The sequence below is a fragment of the Methylobacterium sp. SyP6R genome, assembly GCF_019216885.1.
Taxonomy (GTDB): domain Bacteria; phylum Pseudomonadota; class Alphaproteobacteria; order Rhizobiales; family Beijerinckiaceae; genus Methylobacterium.
The window spans coordinates 520,287-541,909 of sequence record NZ_JAAQRC020000001.1; the positions used below are offsets into that span (position 1 = coordinate 520,287).

Sequence of the window (21,623 nt, forward strand, 5' to 3'; positions counted from 1 at the left end):
CCGGCAAGCCCCGACGCGGCGAGTCCTCCCGCGACCCGCCCCGGCCCGACCGCCGCAACCGCCCGAGAGCGCCGCGAGAGAGAACCGCATGTCCGAGACCCTGCACCGCACCACTCTCGAACCCGCCCCCCTCGACGGCGCGCGCGGCGCGGCGCGTCCGGATGCCGTGCCGCACCGGGTCGTGATCGTCGGCGGCGGGTTCGGTGGCCTCACGACGGCGCGGGGGCTCGGCGGCGCCGAGGGGATCGAGGTCACGCTGATCGACCGGCGCAACCACCACCTGTTCCAGCCGCTCCTCTATCAGGTCGCCACCGCCGTGATCGCGCCGGGCGAGATCGCCGAGCCGATCCGGGCGATCCTGCGCTGGGACCGCAATGTCCGCGTGCTGATGGGCGAGGTCGTCGGCGTGGACACCGAGGCGCGCGCGGTGCAGCTCCGCGACGGCACCCGCATCCCCTACGACACCCTGGTGCTGGCGACCGGCGCCACCCACAGCTATTTCGGCCACCCGGAATGGGAGCGCTTCGCGCCCGGCCTCAAGACCCTCGACGATGCCCGCCGGATCCGCGCCCGGGTCCTGCTGGCCTTCGAGGCGGCGGAGCGCGAGGACGATCCGGCCGCGCGCGAGCGGCTGATGACCTTCGCGGTGATCGGCGGCGGGCCGACGGGGGTCGAGATGGCCGGCGCCATCGCGGGCCTCGCCCACCACGCCCTGTCGAAGGATTTCCGCCGCATCGACCCGAAGCAGGCCCGGATCCTGCTGATCGAGGCGGCGCCCCGGGTGCTCGGCACCTTCACCGAAGACCTCTCGGCCTATGCGCGGCAATCGCTTGAGCGCCTGGGCGTCACGGTGCTGACCGAGCACGCCGTCGAGGACGTGTCGGAGGAGGGCGTGACCGTCGCGGGCAAGGTGATCCCCGCCGCTACCATCGTCTGGGGTGCGGGCGTGCGCGCCTCGCCGGCGGGGGAATGGCTCGGGGTCGAGACGACGCGCACGGGCCACGTGCCGGTGGGACCCGACCTCGCGGTGATCGGCCGCCCGGGGGTTTACGCGCTCGGCGACCTCGCCATGACGAAGGGCGAGGACGGCAAGCCGCTGCCGGGCCTCGCCCAGGTGGCCGATCAGCAGGGCCGCTATCTCGGCCGCTCCCTGCGCGACCGCATCCTGCGCGGGACGATGCCGAAAGCCTTCCGCTTCCGCAGCCGCGGCAACCTGGCGATCATCGGGCACAATTCGGGCGTGGTGCAGTGGGACCACGTCAAGCTCAAGGGTTTCCTGGCCTGGGTGGTCTGGGGCGTCGCCCACGTCTACCTCCTGGTCGGCTTCCACAACCGGCTCGTGGTCACCCTGCGCTGGCTCTGGGCTTACTTGAGCTTCCAGCGCGGCGCCCGCCTGATCTCCGAGCGCGACGAGGCCGTGATGGCGCTGATCCGCGGCACGCCGCCCGGCCGCATCCCGCCGCCCTGATTCTTTCGGTGCCGCGGGCCTTTGCAGACCTGGACCGAGCCGGACGCATGGCGCCCGGCCCCCATCGTGCGACAAGGGGCCGGGCCTAACAACGGACAGGCCCCCGAGAACGACATCCCGAAGTCGCGAGGAAACATGCACAACAGCGAGGCGATCTGGCGGCACGTCGAGGAGCACGCCGCGGCCTTCGTCGCCCTCTCCGACCGCGTCTGGGAGATGCCCGAGCTCAACTTCCAGGAGGTGCGCTCGGCGGCCGAGCATGCCGCGATGCTCCGCGCCCAGGGCTTCCGGGTCACGGAGGGGACCGGCGGCATCCCGACCGCGATGATGGGCGAGGCGGGGGAGGGCGGTCCGGTCATCGCGATCCTGGGCGAGTACGACGCGCTGCCGGGCCTGAGCCAGGAGGCGGGCGTGGCCGAGCACCGGCCGCGGCCGGGGGAGGGGGCCGGCCACGGTTGCGGCCACAACCTGCTCGGCGCCGGTGCGCTGCTCGCCGCCACCGCCGTCAAGGACTGGCTCGCCGCGCAAGGGCTGCCGGGCCGCGTGCGCTATTACGGCTGCCCGGCCGAGGAAGGCGGGGCCGCCAAGACCTTCATGGTGCGCGACGGCGTCTTTGCCGATGTCGACGTGGCGATCACCTGGCATCCGGGCCCGTTCGTGGCGATCTGGGAGCCGGTCTCGCTGGCGATCCAGCTCCTCGATTTCACCTTCGCCGGCAAGGCCTCGCATGCGGCGGCCGCGCCCCATCTCGGCCGCTCGGCCCTCGACGCGGTCGAGCTGATGAATGTCGGCGTCAACTACATGCGCGAGCACATGCCGAGCGACGCGCGGGTCCACTACGCCTATCTCGATGCCGGTGGCATCGCCCCGAACGTGGTCCAGGCCGGCGCCAGCGTGCGCTACCTCGTGCGCGCCGCCGACCTGCCCGGCCTCCTCGACCTCGCGGCGCGGGTGGAGAGGATCGCGCAAGGTGCCGCGCTGATGACCGAGACCACGGTGACGAGCCGGGTGGTGAGCGCGATGTCGAACCTGCTCGCGAATCCGCCGCTGGAGCAGGCGCTGCACGCCAACCTGATGCGGCTCGGCCCCCCGCCCTTCGATGCCGAGGACCGCGCCTTCGCGAAAGAAATCCGGGCGACGCTGACGGCCGAGGACATCGTCTCGGCCCATCGCCGCTTCGGCGTGCCGGTGACCGAGGCCCCGCTCTGCGACACGATCGTGCCGCTCGGCGCGGTCGGCGAGCGGATGATGGGCTCGACCGATGTCGGCGACGTGAGCTGGGCGGTGCCGACCGTGCAGGCCCGCGGCGCCACCTACGCCATCGGCACCCCCGGCCATTCCTGGCAGATGACCGCGCAGGGCAAGACCCCGGCGGCGCACAAGGGCATGATCCACGTCGCCAAGGCCATGGCCGGCACGGCGGTGGACGTGCTGCGCGACCCCGACCTGCTGGCCCGCGCCAAGGCCGACCATGCCGAGCGGCTGGCCCGCACGCCCTATGTCAGCCCGCTGCCGGCGGGGCTCGCCCCGCCGCTCGACATGGCGGGTTGAATTGGCGGGCTGAATCGGCGGGCTGAATCGGCGGCCTGAGCCGGGGCGGGCCCACCGTCCCGGCGCTCGCCCCGCCTCCGGGCCGAAGGCCCGATCCTGCGCCGGCCCCCAGGATTTCGCCGGATGCATCAAATGCAACCGATTCGCATCACCATCGGACCAGACCTCCCCTCGTACTGACCATTCCTGATGCAAGCGACCGCCCCCACCAGGCGGCAACCGGCGCGAAGGCTGCGTCGCTCGTCGGAACGGAGCAGGTCATGATCGTCACGGGCGCGTCCCTCCTCGGGCAGATCCTCACGAACCGGACATCGTCCGGCTTCGCACCCGCCAAGGCCGCTTCCGCCCCGGCCGAGGCCGTGCCCGCGACCCGGCCCGAACCGGTATCGACGCTGGCCTCGGTGACGATGTCGCTCTCGACCCTCGACGCGTTGTTCGCGCTGACGGTGTCGTCGCAGGGCGCCGGGGCGGCGACCGGAACCCGGGCTCTCGCGCACCTGTCCGCGCCGGGCTTGGAGGCCGGCCCGCAACGGCGGGACAAGACCCTGATGGGCGGCCGGACCGTCGTGGATCCCGACCTGGTGCGCGCGATGACCGCCGCCCTCGAGAGCCGCAAGAGCATGGGGACGCCGCTGGCGCCGCAGGCGTAGGCCGGCACTCGACGGGCTCGATGATCGCGAGAGGTCTTCCATCCCACCAGCGACCCCAGGATGAGGTCGAAGGCAGGACGGGCCGGTTGCGCGGCTCGAACCGTCGCCGCGCCCGAATCTCCACGACGGCGACGGCGCGTCAGCTCATCAGGTCGCCGTGCTCACGGTGGCGCCGCAGCCACGCCGCCGCGTAGCCGCAGAGCGGCCGGATCCGCGCGCCCTCCGCCCGGGCGGCCGCGGCCACGCCCTGCATCAGCCGGTCGGCGGCGCCGGTGCCGCGCAGGCGCGGCGGCGCATACACATAGGCGATGACGAGGGTGCCGGGCTGGCGGCGGTAATCGGCATAGGCGACCTCGCCGTCGATCTCGAGCTCGAACCGGCTCCGCTCCGGGTTGTCGCGTAGGACGGCCTTCATGGGCGCCTTCGTGATGGGCTGATCCGCATGGTCGGGCATGCGGGAGGGAAAGGAGCGGGAGCCGGGGTGGTTCCGCTCCTGTCCCGCGGCCGTGCCTTCCCTGGGGAAGGCACCCTACGGCTCTCCCGGCAGGGCCGAGGCTTCCAGGCGCCGGGCGGTGCGGCCGAACAGGTTTTCGCGCAGCCGCAAGGCGTCGCCCCGGCCGAGGATCGCGGCGAGGCGGCGGCGCAGGTCGGCGCAAGGTAGGGCGCGGGGCGGCAGCGGCGCCGTGGTGGTCGGCACGATCGGCGCCGGGCCGGCGAGGGCCCGATCGAGGAGGGGCCGCATCCGCGCGACGCCGCCCGACCCGCGGCTTCCCGGCAAGGACTCGGCGGCGGAGAGGAGGTCGCCGTCCTGCCCGATGGCGCGGCACGTCTCCTCGCTCCCGCTCGCCGTCATGGCCTCGAGGACGAGGCGGCCGAGGGACGCGACGGTCGCGTCGTCGGTGCCCGAAAACGCCGTCCGCAGCGCGTCCACCGCTTCGGCGCGAATGAGGTCGAGGCCGTCGCTCTCGCTGCGTCCCTGCCGGTAGGACGCGCGGTAGCGGGCGGCAATGCCGTCGAGCACTCCCGGCCGGTGGGCCGCGAAGGCGGCGAGGAGGTCGACCGCCCGGAGCGCCGCCGCCCGGGCGCCGGCCGGGGAATCGTCGTCGTCGAGGGTCGAATCCGGCAGGTCGCCCGGCCCGACCACCCGGGTGACGACCCCGGCCGAGCGCAGGCGGGCGGAATCGGGGATCCAGACGTCGCGGGAGGGGGTGGCGAGGGCCCGGTCGACGAAGGCGGGCTCCAGGCCGGCGGCGAGGTAGCGGCCGCGCTCGTCGCTGGCATCGACCGGGATCATCTGCCCGAACAGGCCCGGCTCGTAGGGGGCGTGGAAGCCGAGCCGGCTGTCGCCCATGATGATCCGCTCGCGCCCGCGCACGAAGGCGAGGGTGCAGGCCGAGACGCAGTAATCCGGCACGTAGGTGGCAAGCCCCCGCTCGGCGACGATCTCGCCGATCGCCACCCCCTCGTCGACGAGGCCGCCATCGCTGGTCAGGTGCAGCCGCGTCACGCCCGGATTGGCGTCGAGCAGGGCGCGCAGCCGCGCGGCGGTGCCGTCGTTGAGGTCGCCCCACAGCCGCACGTCGCGCCCGCCCGGGCCGAGGGTGACGCGGGCCGGCGGCCCGTCGGGCGTGGTGTCGAGAACGGCTTCGAGGTTGCGCGACAAGCCGCCGAAGGCCGGGGTCAGGGTGCCCGTCACTCCGGCGAGCCCGAGGCACGCCAGCACGAATCCGGCGCCGGCCCATCGCCGGCCACGCCGCACGCCCGTTGCTCCCATTCCGGTCCCCCGCCACCTTGCCGGGCTCAGCCTCTTCGGGCTTGGGCCCTCTTGTCCTTGACCTCCACTCAGCCACATCGCCGGGGCGATGCGAAGACGTTGAGGCACCCGCAAGGGTCAGCAAGATCCGGGCCGAACTGGGGCCGGAGCATGGTTCGTTTCGCCAATGGCTCCCGTGACGGAAACAGTTGTCGGCGGGAGTGCGGCACGGGAGAAACTTGCGCTCCGCCCCGCGCCACCGTGTCGCGGTGGCGGAATTGCCTCAATCTTTGAGCGGATCGTGGCCCCAGTTCATGAGGGAGTAGCGCCAGCGCGAGGTCTTCACGTCTTCCTTCGGCCCGCCCTGGGCGAGGTGGCGTCTGACGTAGGCCACGACCTTGCGCATGTCGGCATAGTCGTCGTCCGAGAGGTCCGCCTTCTTGATGTGCTTGATCGCGACGATCCGGCGTCCCTGGTGGTGGCCGACCGATTCGCCCCCCTTCGCGCTCTCCTTCTTGGCGCCGTCGCTCCAGCCGACCGACCGGCTCTCCTCGGTGTCGAGCCATTTCTCCAGCTCGGCCGGGGCCATGTTCACCGCCTCGCGGAAGGCCGCGTAGGTGTCCTCGTGGTCGCTCGCATCGGATTCGGCCTGCTTGCTCACGGAAGTCGTCTCCTCGGGTGATCGGATGTCGCGCATCAACGTCACGAACGGCCTTCGCGTTCGTCGCGCGGTGGTGGATCGTCGGAAGACGGGAAGCAGCCTTAAGCGCTAGGGTCGGGCACCCGTCTCACCCGGATTGCGTCCCCCATGACCGAGACCGACGAACTGCTCTATGAGGTCGATGCCGAGGGCATCGCCCGCATCACCCTCAACCGGCCGCAGGCGCGCAACGCCCTGACCTTCGCGATGTACGAGCGCCTGCACGGCCTCAGCCTGGAGATCGACGCCGATCCGGCGATCCGCGCCGTGGTGATCCAGGGGGCGGGCGGGCGCGCCTTCGCGGCCGGTACCGACATCGCTCAGTTCCGCGCCTTCTCCACGGCAGAAGATGCGCTCGGCTACGAACGCTTCATGGACCGGGTGCTCGGCGCCGTCGAGCGCTGCACTAAGCCGACCATCGCGGCGATCGCCGGGGCCTGCACCGGCGGCGGGGCGGCGATCGCCGCCGCCTGCGACCTGCGCATCGCCACGCGGGATGCCCGGTTCGGCTTCCCGATCGCCCGAACCCTCGGCAATTGCCTGTCGGTCGCCAACCTGCGCCGGCTCTCGGCCCTCGTCGGCGCCGCGCGGGTCAAGGAGATGATCTTCACCGCCCGCCTGGTCGAGGCCGAGGAGGCGCGGGCGATCGGCCTGGTGAGCGCGGTGGTGGAGGATGCCACTGCGCTGGCCGAGCGGGCGACCGACCTCGCCCGCCTGGTCGCCGGCCACGCACCCTTGACGCTCGCCGCCACCAAGGAGGGATTGCGGCGGGTGCGCGACGAGGCGCCGTCCGAGGCCGGGGACGACCTGATCCTGCAATGCTACACGAGCGCGGATTTCCGCGAGGGGATGGAGGCCTTCCTGGGCAAGCGCGCGCCGCGCTGGCAGGGGCGGTGAGCGGGGGCTCCGGCGCGGGTCGAGCGCGGAGGGGCGTGGTGTCCACGTGGTCCGGCGTGTTCGAGGCGACCGGCCTGCCCAGGGCTGTCCGGGGAAAAGAATGGCGCGGGAATTCCCCTCTCCCCGCGGGCGGGGAGAGGGTCACGACCCCCTTGTCGGGGTCGTGACAAGCGGAGGCGCGGCCGGAGCGAGGGGTGAGGGGGTCTCGACGCGTGAGGCTCTTCCGGGCCCCCCCTCCACCCTCGCCCTGCGGGCTCACTTCATCGACGACACGGTCGATGAAGTCCTCTCCCCGCCCGCGGGGAGAGGGGAAACCCGCACTCTTCTCGTCTCGGAAGTTTCTCCGGGCAGCACTGCGCCCGCGGGGAGAGGAGAGCGCCCGCGTCTTACCGCGAGCACAAAGTTTCTGAACGTCTATGCCAGCTATGGGCGCAGAAATCCTCCTGCGACTTCGAGGTCAGGCGCAGAGGTGGTTCGTCGGGCGTTGCGATGTTGGTGACATGTCATGCGGGATGCCGGGAAGACCCGCTTTGCAACAAGTAGCCGCTCTGCGAGCGACGAACCCCTGCAACAGACGCCGCAGAACGAGCGGTATTCTTCAAGAAAAAGGCCGGCGGCGCATGGCGTCGTCGGCGCGGGCCGGGCATGAAGCGCCGGATTCGGGACGCACCGCCTTCCGCGGCGCGGCGCGCTCAGTGGATCGGCTGGTCCTTGCGCTCGTTCTGGGCGAGCGTGGCCTCGTAGCTCTCGGCCTGTGCACGGGTCAGGCCGCTGACGAGCACGAGCGCGCCGCGGTAGACCGTGTAGGTGCCGTCCTGGGTGGGCTTGACGCGAATGACCTGAGACATGCGCTGGCTCCCTTGCGCGAATCACGACCGATTTTCTTGGATTTGAACGTGACGTTAACGACTCGGCGGAGCCGCGCAAGAGGGGGACCGCGAAACCGCCGGCTTCTCGACACGATCTTGACCAAAGTACAGTCGGCCGGGGGAGGCGCCGCCAGCCCGGGGGGAGGCACCTCGCCGCGGGCAGCACCATGCCGAACAGCTCCGGGCACGGGACTGGTAGGCCGGAAATCTTGATCCGGCGAAAGTCTTGGCCGGCTCGGAATCGCGATGGACGATGTCGCAGGGGACGTGAGGGGAGGTTCGGCTCAGGACGGTGAGCGAACGCTCGTGAGATGGATCTTCGGCCCTTGAAGCGTCGGAGCGCTCTGGGCTGACGGTGCCAGGGTCGGGGCCTTGCCGGGCAGGGTCCACCAGCCGACGGCCGAATGCACCGCCAGGGTCAGGCAGAGGAGGACCAGCATCGAGACGGCCTGGCCGGCCATGCTTGGTTCCGCCGGGGGCGGCGAGGGCTCGCGCTGCGGGCTCGCGGCGCAATCCAGGGGTTCGGGCTCCAGCGGGAGCATCGAGGCGTAAGGACCGACGGGTTGACCGGTCGGGCGGTGGAAGGGTCCAATGCTGAACATCGGCGTCTCCTGTCGAGGCCCCTGCGACGGAGGGCTATCGGAACCGCCCAAAGTTAACAGCTGGTGAACAAGACGCCAGCCCCGATCACGAACCCGTGAACGAGGCGCTTGTACACCGGCCGTTCAGGTTCGCGGCCAGGATGACGGGGGCGTAGCCCGGCCTCAAGGCCGCTCTTCGGAGGATGCCGTAAACAGCGTCGGGTGGCGCAGGCGCAGGGTCTGGACCAGGCACAGCGTCTTCATGTCGGCGACCTCGCCCCGGTCGGCCATCGCAGCGAGGTCCGACAGCGCCACCTCCACCACCTCGATGCTCTCGTGCTCCTCGGCCAGCCCGCCCCCGGCGCCCTCGCGGTCGGCGGCGCGGTAGGGGGCGAGGAAGAGGTCCATCCGCTCGGTCGAGAGACCCGGCAGCGACCAGACCCTGCCGGCGGGTTCGAGCACCGACAGGCGCAGGCCCACCTCCTCGAAGGCCTCGCGCCGGGCGCAGGCCTCCGGGTCGTCTTCCTCGCGCAAGCCCGCGGGCGTCTCCAGCACCGAGGCGGTGCCGTCGACGAAGCAGGGCGGCGTGCGGAACTGCCGCACCAGCAGGGCGACCCGGCGCTCGGGATCGTAGGGCAGCACCGCCACGGCGGGCCCGTGATCCTCGACCTCGCGGCCGATCCGGCTGCCGTCCGGCATCCGCACCTCCGCGACGAGGTAGCGCGCCCAGCCCTCGTAGACGGTGCGGGCGCCCATGATCCGCGGCGGGGTCTCGTCTCGGCTCACGCGGCGCTCTCCTTAAGTCTCGTCGGGCGCGGTTCCGCGACGGATCTCGAAGGTCAGGATGCCGTCGTCGCGCAGCATCCGCTCGAGATGGTCGCCGCGCTCGCGCAGCAGGTTGGGAATGTCGATGGCGGCCATCGGGTCGGTGCAGCGCACCGAGAGGCCCTCGCCGGGCGCGAGGCCGCGCAGGGCCTTGGCGGTGCGCAGGACCGGCAGGGGGCATTTGAGCCCGCGCAGATCGAGATCCGGCAGATCGAGATTTTGCAGGTCGAGATCGGGCAGGTCGAGGTCTCGGTGTCGCATGATCGTCCGTGCCGCGCGTCGCTCGACCGGTTGAGCATATCCGGCGCCCACGAGAAAGCCCGGCGCGGGAGCGTCCCGCGCCGGGCTTCCGTTACTTCAGGCCGTGCGGCCGATCAGTAGCCGTAGCCGTAATAGCCGCCATAGGCCGGGTAGCTGTATCCGTAGGACGGGTAGCTGTATCCGTAGCCGTAGCCGCCGACCGGGGCGTAGCCGCCGCCGTAATAGCCGCCATAGGCCGGGTAGCCGTAGCCGTAGGACGAGGCCGAACCGGCCGCGATGGCACCGCCGATGATGCCGAGCGCCGCGCCGGCCGCGAGCGCCCCGCCGGCGCCGATGCCGCGGCGATAGCCGTAGCCGCGATAGCCGCCGCGGTATCCGCCGTAATAGCCGCCGCCGCGCCAGCGCACCTGGTCGACGGTCGCACCCGACCCGGCGATGGCGGCCGAGGTCGCCGCCGGCAGCGGCGCAGCCTGGGCGCCGACGGTGCCGGCGGTCAGGGCGGCGGCCGCGCCGGCCGCGAGGGCGAGGGTGGTGAAGCGAGACATACTTATCTCTCCGAATGGTCTGAGGAACGTGCCCCGATGGCCTCAAGAACGGCCAAGGGGCGACCTGTGTTCCAAGATTCGGTGCGAATTGACGGACCGTCAATCGGTAGCGGCTACGCTTGTCCTGCGCGTGTGCGCGGCCGCACTCGGCGAGACCGCATCGGGCGACCCGGATAAGCTTGAGCGTTCATCGGATCGCCGCGGCCGTCACTGGCTCGACCGCAGAGTGCCGGGGTGTCGTCAGAGTCTGTTCGAGCGGGCCGACCGAGCTGACATTCCCATCGTCAGCCCGGGTCGCGCAGCCGAACCCGGGATCCATCATCGCTGACGGTGCAGGACGATGCGGAACGGGATACGCCGTGCTCTTCGATGTCGGCGGTTATGGATCCCGGGTTCCGCTGCGCGGCCCCGGGATGACGTCGAGTGACGGCAGCGGTTGCGCCAAGTTACCGACGCTACACGTCACCGGCTCGTCGCATCAAACACGCCTCAGAACGCGCAAGCCGCGAAGGCCGGATCGACCGAGCGGTTCCACGGCCCATGATAGAGCGCCAGCAGGTCCTCGGCCCGGCTCTGCGAGGCGGCGATGGCCTGGAGCGGGGCGAGATGGAGCGTCTCGTCGCGTCCCTGCGCGTCGCGGCGGGCCCGCGCCTTCAGGCCGGCCTCCGCCAGCGCCAGCGCGTCGCGGGCCAGCTCGCGCAACGGCCGCTTGCCGGCCGGCGCGTCGAGGCCGAGCCGCGGCACCTCGGCGCGCATCGTCTCGCGCTCCTCCGCCGAGAGCTCGCGCACCAGCTGCCAGGCGCCGTCGAGGGCGCCGGCATCGTAGTAGAGCCCGGCCCAGAACGCGGCCTGGGCGGCGATCATGTTGGCGTCGCCGACATCGGCGCCGCGCATCTCGAGGAAGCGCTTCAGGCGCACCTCGGGGAAGGCGGTCGAGGCGTGGTTGGCCCAGTCGGAGACCATGGCGCGCTCGCCCGGCAGGGCGGAGAGCCGCCCCTCCAGAAGATCACGGAACGAGGCGCCGCTCACGTCGTGGTAGGTCTCGCCGCGCTTGACGAAGTACATCGGCATGTCGAGGAGCCAATCCGCATAGGCCTCGTAGCCGAAGCCCTCGTCGAAGGCGAAGGGCAGCATGCCGGTACGGTCGCGGTCGGTGTCGCGCCAGATCTCGGAGCGGCGCGACAGGAAGCCGTTCGGCTTGCCGTCGGTGAAGGGCGAGTTGGCAAACAGCGCCGTCGCGACCGGCTGCAGGGCCAGCCCGACCCGCATCTTCGTCACCATGTCGGCCTCGGACGAAAAGTCGAGGTTCACCTGCACGGTGGCGGTGCGCAGCATCATGTCGAGGCCGAGCGACCCGACCTTGGGCATGTAGCCCTTCATGATGCGGTAGCGGCTCTTCGGCATCACGGGCGTTTCCTCCCGTGTCCATTTCGGGCTCATGCCGAGGGTGAGGAAGCCGATGCCGAGGGGATCGGCGGCCTGCCGCACCGCGTCGAGGTGCTGGCTCAGCTCGTGGGCGGTGGCATGCACGTCCGGCAACGGCGCGCCCGAGAGCTCGAACTGGCCGCCGGGTTCGAGCGAGATCGCGCCCCCGCCCTCCACCGCGGACAGGCCGATCACCCGGCCCGCATCCTCGATCGTCTCCCAGCCGGTGATGGCCCGCAGGCCCTCCAGCAGGGCCTCGATCCCACGCTCGCCCTCGTAGGGCACCGGCGAGAGGTCGGCGCGGTAGAACGGGACCTTCTCATGCTCGGTGCCGATGGCGAAGGCGTCCTGCGGCTTCTCGCCGGCCGCGAACCACTCGATCAGCTCGGACCGCGCGCTGAGCGGGGTCGCGTCGGACACGTCGCGCGCCATGCGCCACCTCGTGCTTGAAAGCGAAAAACGATGACTCCCGGCGGGCCGGCGGCCCACCGTCAAGGTTGCGCCTAAATAGGCCGCGGACGACCGAGCCGCAACGCGGCTGCGAAACGCCCCCCGCGAGCCATGCGCTCCCGGCCGTCAACCAACCGTTCACCATAGCGGCCGGATCCGGCGCCAGCCCCCTTTGACATGGAACAAAACAGGAACGAACATCCGGTCATCGCAAGGGGACAGACCATGAACATACGCAAGATCCTCATCGCTGTCACGGAGGTCGCCTCGATGGGCCTGCTCACCGGCGCGATTGCCCTGTGGGCGGTGGCCCTGTCGCCGATGCACTGAGCCTTCGCGCCGTGGCCCATGGGCCACGGCTCGGGCCCTTCGGCCCGAATCCGGTGGATGGCGCCGCTGTGTTGCGCCGCTGGTCGTGACTCCTCAAGCTCTGCCGGGAATCCTAGCCCGCTCGGTAGGAGTGAGTCGCCTTGCAGATCCTGAAGCCCGTCGGCTACGTCCACCTGCACGTCCACTCCTCGTATTCCCTGCTCGAGGGCGCGCTGAAGATCGGCGACCTCGTGAAGGCCGCGGGCGCCGACCGGCAGCCGGCCCTGGCGCTCACCGACACCAACAACCTGTTCGGCGCGCTCGAATTCTCCGAGAAGGCGGCCGGGTCCGGCATCCAGCCGATCGCCGGGATGCAGCTCAGCGTCGCCTTCGAGGCGCCGGAGGCGAACGCCAAGCTGAACGCCTCCCACCCGCACATCGTGGTGCTGGCCAAGGACGAGACCGGCTACGGCCACCTGCTGCGGCTCGCCAGCCGCGCCTATTTCGACAACCATCTCGGCGAGGTGCCCCGCGTCTCCGCGCAGGCGCTCTCCGAGTGCGCGGGCGGCCTCATCGCGCTGACCGGCGGCATGGGCGGCCCGGTCGATGCGGCGCTCCGCGCCAACCGGCCCGAACTGGCGCTGGCCCGCCTCGACGCCCTGAAGGCGGCCTTCGGCGAGGACCACCTCTACGTCGAGCTGCAGCGCCACGGCCTCTCCGACGAGCGCGCCGTCGAGGGCGAGCTGATTCGGCTGGCCGACACGCACGGCCTCTCTCTTGTCGCGACGAACGAGCCCTATTTCGCCAAGCCCGAGGATTACGAGGCCCACGACGCGCTGCTCGCCGTCGCCGAAGGGCGGCTCGTCTCCGACGACAAGCGCCGGCGCCTGACCCCGCGCCACGCCTTCAAGACCCGGGCCGAGATGGCCGAGCTGTTCCGCGACCTGCCCGACGCGCTCCAGGCCAGTGTCGAGATCGCGATGCGCTGCGCCTACCGGGTGCGGACCCGGAAACCCATCCTGCCGAGCTTCGGCGCCCCGAGCCTGACGACGCCCGCGCAAGGCACGAAGGAGGGCGCCGCCCTCCAGGCGCAGGTGGCGGCGGCCACCACCGCGGTGGCGAAGGAGATCGCCCCCGACGAGGCCGCCGAGCTGCGCCGGCAGGCCGAGGAAGGCCTGACCGAGCGCCTGCGCCAGCACGGCCCGGCCGAGGGGCTGACGGAAAAAGATTACCGCGACCGGCTCGAATACGAGATCCGCGTCATCACCAACATGAAGTTCCCGGGCTACTTCCTGATCGTCTCGGACTTCATCAAGTGGGCCAAGGAGCACGACATCCCGGTCGGCCCGGGCCGCGGCTCGGGCGCCGGCTCGCTCGTCGCGTGGTCGCTCCTCATCACCGATCTCGACCCGATCCGCTTCGGCCTGCTGTTCGAGCGCTTCCTCAACCCCGAGCGCGTCTCGATGCCGGATTTCGACATCGATTTCTGCGTCGAGGGCCGCGAGCGGGTGATCCGCTACGTCCAGGAGCGCTACGGCGAGGAGCAGGTCGGCCAGATCATCACCTTCGGTACTCTGCTCGCCCGCGGCGTGCTGCGCGACGTCGGCCGGGTGCTGGAGATGCCCTACGGCCAGGTCGACAAGCTGACGAAGCTGGTGCCGCAGAACCCGGCCAACCCCGTGACCCTGGCGCAGGCCATCGAGGGCGAGCCGAAGCTCCAGAGCGCGATCGAGGAGGAGCCGGTCGTCGCGCGGCTCATGAGCATCGCCAAGAAGCTCGAGGGCCTGCACCGCCACGCCTCGACCCACGCCGCCGGCGTGGTGATCGGCGACCGGCCGCTGGAAGAGCTGGTGCCGCTCTACCGCGATCCGAAGACCGGGATGCGGGTGACCCAGTTCAACATGAAGTGGGTCGAGCAGGCGGGGCTGGTGAAGTTCGACTTCCTCGGCCTCAAGACCCTGACGGTGCTCCGCGCCGCCACCGACCTGTTGAAGCTGCGCGGGATCGAGGTGGATCTTCCCTCGCTGCCGATCGACGACACCCTCACCTACGAGCGCCTGCGCAAGGGCGAGACGGTCGGGGTGTTCCAGGTGGAATCGGCCGGCATGCGCAAGGCGCTGGTCGAGATGAGCGCCGACCGGTTCGAGGACATCATCGCGCTGGTGGCGCTCTACCGCCCGGGCCCGATGGCCAACATCCCGGTCTATTGCGAGCGCAAGCTCGGCCGCGATGCCGGCAACGAGAAGAACTGGTACCCGCACGAGAAGCTGGAGCCGATCCTCGCCGAGACCTTCGGCATCATCGTCTACCAGGAACAGGTGATGGAGGTGGCCAAGGTCCTGGCCGGCTACTCCCTCGGCGACGCCGACCTCCTGCGCCGCGCCATGGGCAAGAAGATCAAGGCGGAGATGGACGCCCAGCGCGACCGCTTCGTGAAGGGCGCGGTCGAGCGCGGCCTCGAGAAGGGCAAGGCCAACGAAATCTTCGACCTCTTGGCCAAGTTCGCCGATTACGGCTTCAACAAGTCGCACGCCGCGGCCTACGCGCTGATCACCTACCAGACCGCCTATCTCAAGGCGAATTTCCCGGTCGAGTTCATGGCCGCCTCGATGTCGCTCGACATCGACAACACCGACAAGCTCGCCGAATTGCGCCAGGACGCGCAGCGCCTCGGCATCAAGGTCGAGCCGCCGAACGTGAACCGCTCCGGCGTCACCTTCGAGGTGCATGACGGCGCGATCCGCTACGCGCTCGCCGCGATCAAGGGCGTCGGCCGCGCCGCCGTCGAGGCGATCGTCCAGGCCCGCGGCGACACGCCGTTCCGCGATCTCGGCGACTTCGCCCGGCGCCTCAACCCGAAGCAGGTCAACAAGCGCACGCTCGAGAACCTCGTCGCGGCGGGTGCCCTCGACGCGATCGAGCCCGACCGGGCCAAGGCCTTCGCCGCCGTCGAACCGATGATGCGCCTCGCCCAAGGCGCCGCGGAGGCCGAGACCGTCGGCATGATGGACATGTTCGGCGGCGTCATCGCCGCCGAGGTGAACTTGCGCATCCCGGCTTACGAGAACTGGCCGATGGCCGATCGGCTCAAGCGCGAATACGACGCGGTCGGCTTCTTCCTCTCCGGTCACCCGCTCGACGAGTACGGCGACCTTTTGCAGAAGCTCCGGGTGCAGACCTGGGCCGAGTTCTGCCGCTCGGTCCGTGCCGGCACCTCGACGGTCGGCCGGGTGGCTGCGAGCGTGCTCGACCGCGCCGAGCGCCGCACCAAGACCGGCAACAAGCTCGGCATCGTCACGCTCTCCGACCAGACCGGCCATTTCGAGGCGATCATCTTTTCCGAAGGCCTCTCGCATTACCGCGACATGCTGGAACCCGGCGCCGCCCTGGTGCTCCAGCTCCAGGCCAGCACCGAGGGCGAGGACGTCCGCGCCCGCATCCAGACCTGCGAACCCCTCGACCAGGCCGCCGCCCGCCACCAGAAGGGCATGCGGATCTACCTGCGCGACGAGCGCCCGATCTCCAGCGTGCAGCAGCGGTTGCAGGTGAAAGGGGAGGGGGAGGTGTCGCTGATCCTGATCCTCGATGGGGGGGAGCGGGAGGTGGAGGTGAAGCTGGGGGGGAAGTACCAGGCGACGCCGCAGATTGCGGGGGCGCTTAGGGCAGTGCCGGGGGTGGTGCAGGTGGAGGTGAGTTAGCGGGAAAAGATAATAATTAGCATCTTCAGATTGTACCAAGAAGAAGCTTTTTTCGCTTGCTGCTGTGCAATAGAATGATATCACAGCAGGTTAGTAGTACTATTTATTTATTTTTTAGGCGTTAATTCATAATTTGACAATCTCAGAAATTTTACTGCCGACAATTGGCTAAATGCATCGATTAATTTATTTGAAGTGAAAATATACCGCAAGTATATTATTATGGCCTACCTATGTAGGCTGTTTTATATGCAGTCGGGGAAATTTTTATAAATTATTGAATATTAATCGCAAAAATTTAAGACAACAATATTATATATCACATAAATAAAATAGCTAGATATAATAATACATTTATAATTTACAGGCATATTAGCGAACGGTGAAACTAATCGATATAATAATATATGAATATTATTCACAAAATATTGGTTCTATAAAGACTAAGCTTGTTTCCGGATTTTTTTATCATGATGTTAATGTTGTCTCGGGCGCCTACTTAATGTCTCGACAGCGGCTGGATTTAGTGTGAAAGTCGTTTCATGGGGAGATCGTGATGGCCGGTGATTCAAATGGAGCGGACCCTATTTCTGCTTTCGTCGTGCGGTATCAGCGAGAGTACGATTACTTCTACGAAGTAGCCCGCTTAGTCTCGCAGCGCTGCGACGCGTTAGCTGCCGAGAATGGTATCAGAGCAATCGTCACGTTTCGCGCTAAGTCCCCGGATCGATTAGAGGCTAAACTTCGTCAAAGAAACTCCGAAAAAAATTATACATCTGAGGATGAGATACGCAATGATATTGTCGATCTTTCGGGCGTAAGAGTTGCTTTGTATTTTCCTGGCGATCGAAATAAAATCGGAAATTTAATAAATTCGGCGTTCCAGGTTGACAAAGTAAAATCTTTTCCCGACAAGCCTAAAACAGATCAACAGAAATTTGATGGATACCATGCCGAGCACTACCGTGTGAGGTTGGTTTCAGAAATTCTACCCGAGTCGCAACGAAGATATGGCGGCAGTATGGTTGAGATTCAAGTTGCTTCGGTGCTCATGCATGCGTGGTCAGAAGTGGAGCATGATCTTAATTATAAGCAGTTAAGTGGTAATCTTTCAGATGATGAAATTTCTATTCTTGATGGTATCAACGGAATCGTTCTGGCCGGCGAGGTTTTTCTAGAACGATTGCAGGTGGCGTTTGAAGCGCGTGTATCTCGCAGCGGCAGTAGTTTTTCAAGCCAGTATGAATTGGCGGCGTTTCTCTATGATCGCCTTCGTGCTACGACGACTGGCAGTAATACTGATTTGGCGATGGGTAGAATCGATTTGCTTTTCAGACTTTTGCAAAAAGCAGAATTAAACAATCCAGACGCCCTGATGCCATATATCGAAAATATAAAATTACAAGAAAATCGCGGACCTCTGGCCGATAGATTTATTGATCATTTACTGTCGAGGAATCCAGGCTTATCTGATGTGTATCTAAATCTTCGTCGATCCAGCGGTAGCGGTGCCAGATCTTTCTTTAGTGGGCAAGATCAGCCTTCGCCAGAAATCGTAGGTAGTTATTTACAGAAGTGGATCGTCTTGGAAAGATTTATACGAGCTCTTTCAAAAATTCGTAATATTGGAGGAAGGCATTATTCTTTTCCGTCCCGGGATGTGGTCAATATGCTCCAGCTTGATGTAGGAGTTCAGGCAGCGCTTGATGTTCTCAGAAGAATCCGCAACGAGCTTGTTCATGGAGTGAACATACCTGGCGAAGACCTGCTTCAAACGGCGGATCGAGATTTAGGTATTATGTTAGAATCATTTGCAGCAAGTGATGATCCGGAAATATCTACTGCTATGGAGTGGGCAAGATCAGGAGAGCCGGACAATAATCAGTCAAGCATTTGAAGTGGAGACTTTGCTCGTGATATCTAGGGTATAAAATCCGATAGATGTTTCCTGGCGTTTAGGAGGTATGATGCGGTTTGATACATACGGGCCATTTCAAGTGGCTGCTGTTAATAAGAGGGTTAAGGGAAGTCAGCCAGATTTCTGGTCTTCTGTCGATGACGAGGCAAAACGCTATGGCTATGTAGCGGGGGAGCTGCCGCGCGCTATCGGATGCTATGCCCTTGTAATATACAATCGCGCATATCGCCCATGGTATGTTGGTAAGACCCTCGCTCGAGCTGGATTTCGAGGCGAGATTTTTCAAAAACATAAACTTGAGATTTATAGCGAGTATACTCTTGAACGTCGAGGTACGCCGTATATGTTTCTTTTCCCCTTATTGACCGATGGTGGCGCATTCAGCAAAGCGCGGTCTTCCGCAGATAGTGTAATCGATTGGCTCGAACAAACACTTATTGGTATGGCATTTGCAAAGAATCCGATGTTACGCAACGTTTCTCGCACGAAGCATCTACGTAGTGTTACGGTATCTGGTATAATCGGTCCTCGACCACCAGGGAGACCAAATAGCTATGCTGTCGAGGCACGCAAGGCCTTCGTGTTGGGCGATTGATTTAGAGAAACAAGTGTCGTGCATATATGATATTTATTATATATTGAAAATTATAATATTTTTTTAAATGGAGTTATATTTTTTAATTACGAATTGTTTATTGTGAATAATAATTAACTCTCCAACCCCAGCCACCCCGCCAAAACCCCTAACTCCACTCCCAACGCCTCCTGCGCGCCCTCCCCCACCCCCGACTCCCAATGCACCGCATGCACCAGGAGCCGCCCCCCAGCCCGATCAGCCTTCAAATCCACCCGCCCCACCAGCTCCTCCCCGAACAGGAACGGCAGCACGTAATACCCGTACTGCCGCTGCGCCGCCGGGGTGTAGATCTCGATGCGGTAGCGAAAACCGAACAGGCGCTCGGTGCGGGCGCGCTCCCAGACCAGGGGGTCGAAGGGGGCGAGCAGGGCTCGGGCCGAGACGCGGCGGGGGATCGTGGCGTCGCGGTGGAGGTAGGCGGGGGGCCAGCCGGGCACCTCGGCCGGGAGCAGGAGGCCCTCCTCCACCAGCCGGGCGATGGCCGCGGCGGCATCAGACGCGTCGAGGCGGAAATAGTCGCGGAGTTCTGACGCCGTGGCGAGGCCGAGCGCCCGGGCGGAGAGGGCGACCAGCTGCGCTTGCGCCTCCGCCTCCGGCACGTCGGGCAGAGACAAAATGTCCGGCGGGATCACCCGCTCGGTGAGGTCGTAGACCCGCTCGAAGCTGCGCCGCCGCGTCGCCGTGGTGACGTGGCCGGCGTAGAACAGCCATTCGAGCATGCGCTTGGGCTCGCTCCATTCCCACCAGCCGGCCCGGCCGGTCTGGATGTCGGAGGCCGAGAGCGGGCCCTCGTCGCGAAGCCGCGCGAGCAACGCCATCGCCTCGGGCCGGCGCTCGGTGGCGAAGGTCCGCATCGCCCGGTAGCCGGCCTCGCCCCGATCGGCCCGGGCCATGCGCCAGCGCAGGAGCGGGTGGAGGGAGAGCGGCAGGAGCGAGCATTCATGCGCCCAGTACTCGAACAGCCGCCGGTCGCGCTTCGGCCCCCAGGCGCGGCGGTCGAGGATGCTCGTGTCGTAGGCGCCGAGCCGCGAGAAGGCCGGCAGGTAATGCGCCCGCACCAGGACGTTGACGCTGTCGATCTGGTGCAGGCCGAGCCGGTCGATCGTGGCGGCGAGGTGCCGGGGACCAGCGGTGGCAGGGCGTGCGGCGTGAAACCCTTGCGCCGCCAGGGCGACCCGGCGGGCTTCTTGAGGCGTCAGCCGCACGATCCCCATCAGGTCAGATCTTCCGCACGGCCCCGTGGGCGGCGCTGGTGGTCATGCTGGCGAAGGCCCGCAGCGCGGCGCTCACCTTGCGCTTCCTCGGCGCGGCGGGCTGCCAGCCCTTCGCCTGTTGCGCCGCGCGGCGGCGTTCGATCTCGTCGGCATCGACCGCAAGGTGGATGCGCCGGTTCGGGATGTCGATCTCGATCCGGTCGCCCTGCTCGACGAGGCCGATCAACCCGCCTTCCGCCGCTTCCGGCGAGACGTGGCCGATCGAGAGCCCCGAGGAGCCGCCCGAGAAGCGCCCGTCGGTGACCAGCGCGCAGGCTTTGCCGAGGCCCTTCGACTTCAGGTAGCTCGTCGGATACAGCATCTCCTGCATGCCGGGGCCGCCGCGGGGGCCCTCGTAGCGGATCAGCACCACCTCGCCGGCCTTGACCTTGCCGCCCAGGATGCCGTCCACCGCCGCGTCCTGGCTCTCGAAGACGTGGGCCGGGCCGGAGAAGCTGAGGATGCTGGCATCGACGCCTGCGGTCTTCACGATGCAGCCGTCTTCCGCCAGGTTGCCGTACAGCACCGCGAGGCCGCCATCCTGCGAATAGGCGTGGGCTGAATCGCGCACCACCCCGCCCTCGCGGTCGAGGTCGAGCTCGTCGAAGCGCGAGGCCTGGCTGAAGGCGACCTGGGTCGGGATGCCGCCCGGCGCCGCGCGGTAGAACTCGCGCACGCTCTCGCTGGTGGTGCGGGCGACGTCCCAGCGCGCCAGCGCCTCCTTGAGGGTGCCGGAGCCGACATTGCCGACATTCGTGTCGATCAGGCCGGCCCGGTCGAGCTCGCCGAGGATCGCCATGATGCCGCCGGCGCGATGCACGTCCTCCATGTGGACGTTGGCGACGGCGGGCGCGACCTTGCACAGGACCGGCACCCGGCGCGACAGCCGGTCGATATCGGCCATGGTGAACGGCACCTCGCCCTCGTAGGCCGCGGCGAGCAGGTGCAGCACCGTGTTGGTCGAGCCGCCCATGGCGATGTCGAGGGTCATGGCGTTCTCGAACGCCGTCATCGAGGCGATGGCGCGCGGCAGCACCGACGCATCGTCCTGCTCGTAATGGCGCTTGGCGAGATCGACGATGAGATGGCCGGCCTCGACGAACAGGCGCTTGCGGTCGGCATGCGTCGCCAGCACCGAGCCGTTGCCGGGCAGCGACAGGCCGAGGGCCTCGGTGAGGCAGTTCATCGAGTTCGCCGTGAACATGCCCGAGCACGAGCCGCAGGTCGGGCAGGCCGAGCGCTCGATCACCTGCACGTCCTCGTCGGTGACGCGGTCGTCGGCGGCGGCGATCATCGCGTCGACGAGGTCGACCTTCTTGATCCCGGTCGAGAGGTGGACCTTGCCGGCCTCCATCGGCCCGCCCGAGACGAACACCACCGGGATGTTGAGGCGGAGCGCCGCCATCAGCATGCCGGGGGTGATCTTGTCGCAGTTCGAGATGCACACCATGGCGTCGGCGCAATGCGCGTTGACCATGTACTCGACCGAATCGGCGATCAGGTCGCGGGACGGCAGCGAGTAGAGCATGCCGTCATGGCCCATCGCGATGCCGTCATCGACCGCGATGGTGTTGAACTCCTTGGCGACGCCGCCCGCCGCCTCGATCTCCCGCGCCACGAGCTGGCCGAGGTCCTTGAGGTGGACGTGGCCGGGCACGAACTGCGTGAACGAGTTCACCACCGCGATGATCGGCTTGCCGAAATCGGCGTCGGTCATGCCGGTGGCGCGCCACAGGCCGCGGGCGCCGGCCATGTTGCGGCCATGGGTGGTGGTGCGGGAGCGATAGGCGGGCATCGGAACTCTTCTAAGGGAGGCTCCCCCGCGTCATGCCG

General features: G+C 67.3%; 17 protein-coding genes. 6 read left to right on the forward strand and 11 right to left on the reverse strand.

The window, feature by feature from the left end; all coding sequences use genetic code 11:
* Positions 1–88: 88 nt before the first annotated feature.
* The 3 genes from HBB12_RS02395 to HBB12_RS02405 all read left to right on the forward strand — a co-directional run bounded on the left by HBB12_RS02395 (position 89) and on the right by HBB12_RS02405 (position 3,669).
* A complete protein-coding gene (locus HBB12_RS02395; RefSeq protein WP_236987894.1) occupies positions 89–1,468 on the forward strand; it encodes an NAD(P)/FAD-dependent oxidoreductase in 1,380 nt (459 codons plus the stop codon).
* Between the two features lie 135 nt (positions 1,469–1,603).
* Positions 1,604–3,019 (forward strand): M20 family metallopeptidase, encoded by a 1,416-nt coding sequence (locus HBB12_RS02400; protein WP_236987895.1) that lies wholly within the window; start codon positions 1,604–1,606, stop codon positions 3,017–3,019.
* A gap of 260 nt (positions 3,020–3,279) precedes the next feature.
* A complete protein-coding gene (locus HBB12_RS02405; RefSeq protein ID WP_236987896.1) occupies positions 3,280–3,669 on the forward strand; it encodes a hypothetical protein in 390 nt (129 codons plus the stop codon).
* A 139-nt stretch (positions 3,670–3,808) separates the two neighbouring features.
* On the opposite strand, the gene HBB12_RS02410 is transcribed toward HBB12_RS02405, so the two are convergent.
* The 3 genes from HBB12_RS02410 to HBB12_RS02420 form a co-directional block, all read right to left on the reverse strand.
* On the reverse strand, positions 3,809–4,084 hold the full coding sequence (locus HBB12_RS02410; RefSeq protein ID WP_236987897.1) for a GNAT family N-acetyltransferase: 276 nt from the start codon (positions 4,082–4,084) through the stop codon (positions 3,809–3,811).
* Positions 4,085–4,198: 114 nt separating this feature from the next.
* A complete protein-coding gene (locus tag HBB12_RS02415; RefSeq protein WP_236987898.1) occupies positions 4,199–5,428 on the reverse strand; it encodes a COG3904 family protein in 1,230 nt (409 codons plus the stop codon).
* Between the two features lie 277 nt (positions 5,429–5,705).
* Positions 5,706–6,083 (reverse strand): DUF3140 domain-containing protein, encoded by a 378-nt coding sequence (locus HBB12_RS02420; protein ID WP_272913240.1) that lies wholly within the window; start codon positions 6,081–6,083, stop codon positions 5,706–5,708.
* Positions 6,084–6,230: 147 nt separating this feature from the next.
* Here HBB12_RS02420 and HBB12_RS02425 point away from each other — a divergent pair, with 147 nt between their 5' ends.
* Complete coding sequence (locus tag HBB12_RS02425; protein ID WP_236987899.1) at positions 6,231–7,019, forward strand: enoyl-CoA hydratase; 789 nt, start codon at positions 6,231–6,233, stop codon at positions 7,017–7,019.
* Between the two features lie 692 nt (positions 7,020–7,711).
* On the opposite strand, the gene HBB12_RS02430 is transcribed toward HBB12_RS02425, so the two are convergent.
* The 6 genes from HBB12_RS02430 to HBB12_RS02455 form a co-directional block, all read right to left on the reverse strand.
* On the reverse strand, positions 7,712–7,867 hold the full coding sequence (locus HBB12_RS02430) for a hypothetical protein (RefSeq protein ID WP_236987900.1): 156 nt from the start codon (positions 7,865–7,867) through the stop codon (positions 7,712–7,714).
* A gap of 305 nt (positions 7,868–8,172) precedes the next feature.
* Positions 8,173–8,490 (reverse strand): hypothetical protein, encoded by a 318-nt coding sequence (locus HBB12_RS02435; RefSeq protein WP_236987901.1) that lies wholly within the window; start codon positions 8,488–8,490, stop codon positions 8,173–8,175.
* A 162-nt stretch (positions 8,491–8,652) separates the two neighbouring features.
* A complete protein-coding gene (locus tag HBB12_RS02440; RefSeq protein WP_236992637.1) occupies positions 8,653–9,225 on the reverse strand; it encodes an NUDIX domain-containing protein in 573 nt (190 codons plus the stop codon).
* Positions 9,226–9,267: 42 nt separating this feature from the next.
* Positions 9,268–9,555: a sulfurtransferase TusA family protein gene (locus HBB12_RS02445; protein WP_236987902.1), complete on the reverse strand. Its 288-nt coding sequence runs from the start codon at positions 9,553–9,555 to the stop codon at positions 9,268–9,270.
* A 113-nt stretch (positions 9,556–9,668) separates the two neighbouring features.
* A complete protein-coding gene (locus HBB12_RS02450) occupies positions 9,669–10,100 on the reverse strand; it encodes a hypothetical protein (RefSeq protein ID WP_236987903.1) in 432 nt (143 codons plus the stop codon).
* A 489-nt stretch (positions 10,101–10,589) separates the two neighbouring features.
* On the reverse strand, positions 10,590–11,957 hold the full coding sequence (locus HBB12_RS02455; protein ID WP_236987904.1) for a glutamate--cysteine ligase: 1,368 nt from the start codon (positions 11,955–11,957) through the stop codon (positions 10,590–10,592).
* Positions 11,958–12,445: 488 nt separating this feature from the next.
* On the opposite strand from HBB12_RS02455, the gene dnaE reads away from it, so the two are divergent.
* Positions 12,446–15,982 carry a DNA polymerase III subunit alpha gene (gene dnaE, locus HBB12_RS02460; protein WP_236987905.1) on the forward strand — a complete coding sequence of 1,179 codons (3,537 nt, stop codon included), beginning with the start codon at positions 12,446–12,448 and terminating at the stop codon, positions 15,980–15,982.
* A 556-nt stretch (positions 15,983–16,538) separates the two neighbouring features.
* Positions 16,539–17,879 carry a GTP pyrophosphokinase gene (locus HBB12_RS02465; protein ID WP_236987906.1) on the forward strand — a complete coding sequence of 447 codons (1,341 nt, stop codon included), beginning with the start codon at positions 16,539–16,541 and terminating at the stop codon, positions 17,877–17,879.
* 729 nt (positions 17,880–18,608) lie between these two features.
* Here HBB12_RS02465 and HBB12_RS02470 read toward each other — a convergent pair.
* Both HBB12_RS02470 and ilvD read right to left on the reverse strand, forming a co-directional pair.
* Positions 18,609–19,751, reverse strand: coding sequence for a winged helix-turn-helix domain-containing protein (locus HBB12_RS02470; RefSeq protein ID WP_236987907.1), 1,143 nt, complete (start codon positions 19,749–19,751; stop codon positions 18,609–18,611).
* 4 nt (positions 19,752–19,755) lie between these two features.
* Positions 19,756–21,585 carry a dihydroxy-acid dehydratase gene (gene ilvD, locus HBB12_RS02475; protein ID WP_236987908.1) on the reverse strand — a complete coding sequence of 610 codons (1,830 nt, stop codon included), beginning with the start codon at positions 21,583–21,585 and terminating at the stop codon, positions 19,756–19,758.
* Positions 21,586–21,623 lie beyond the last annotated feature (38 nt).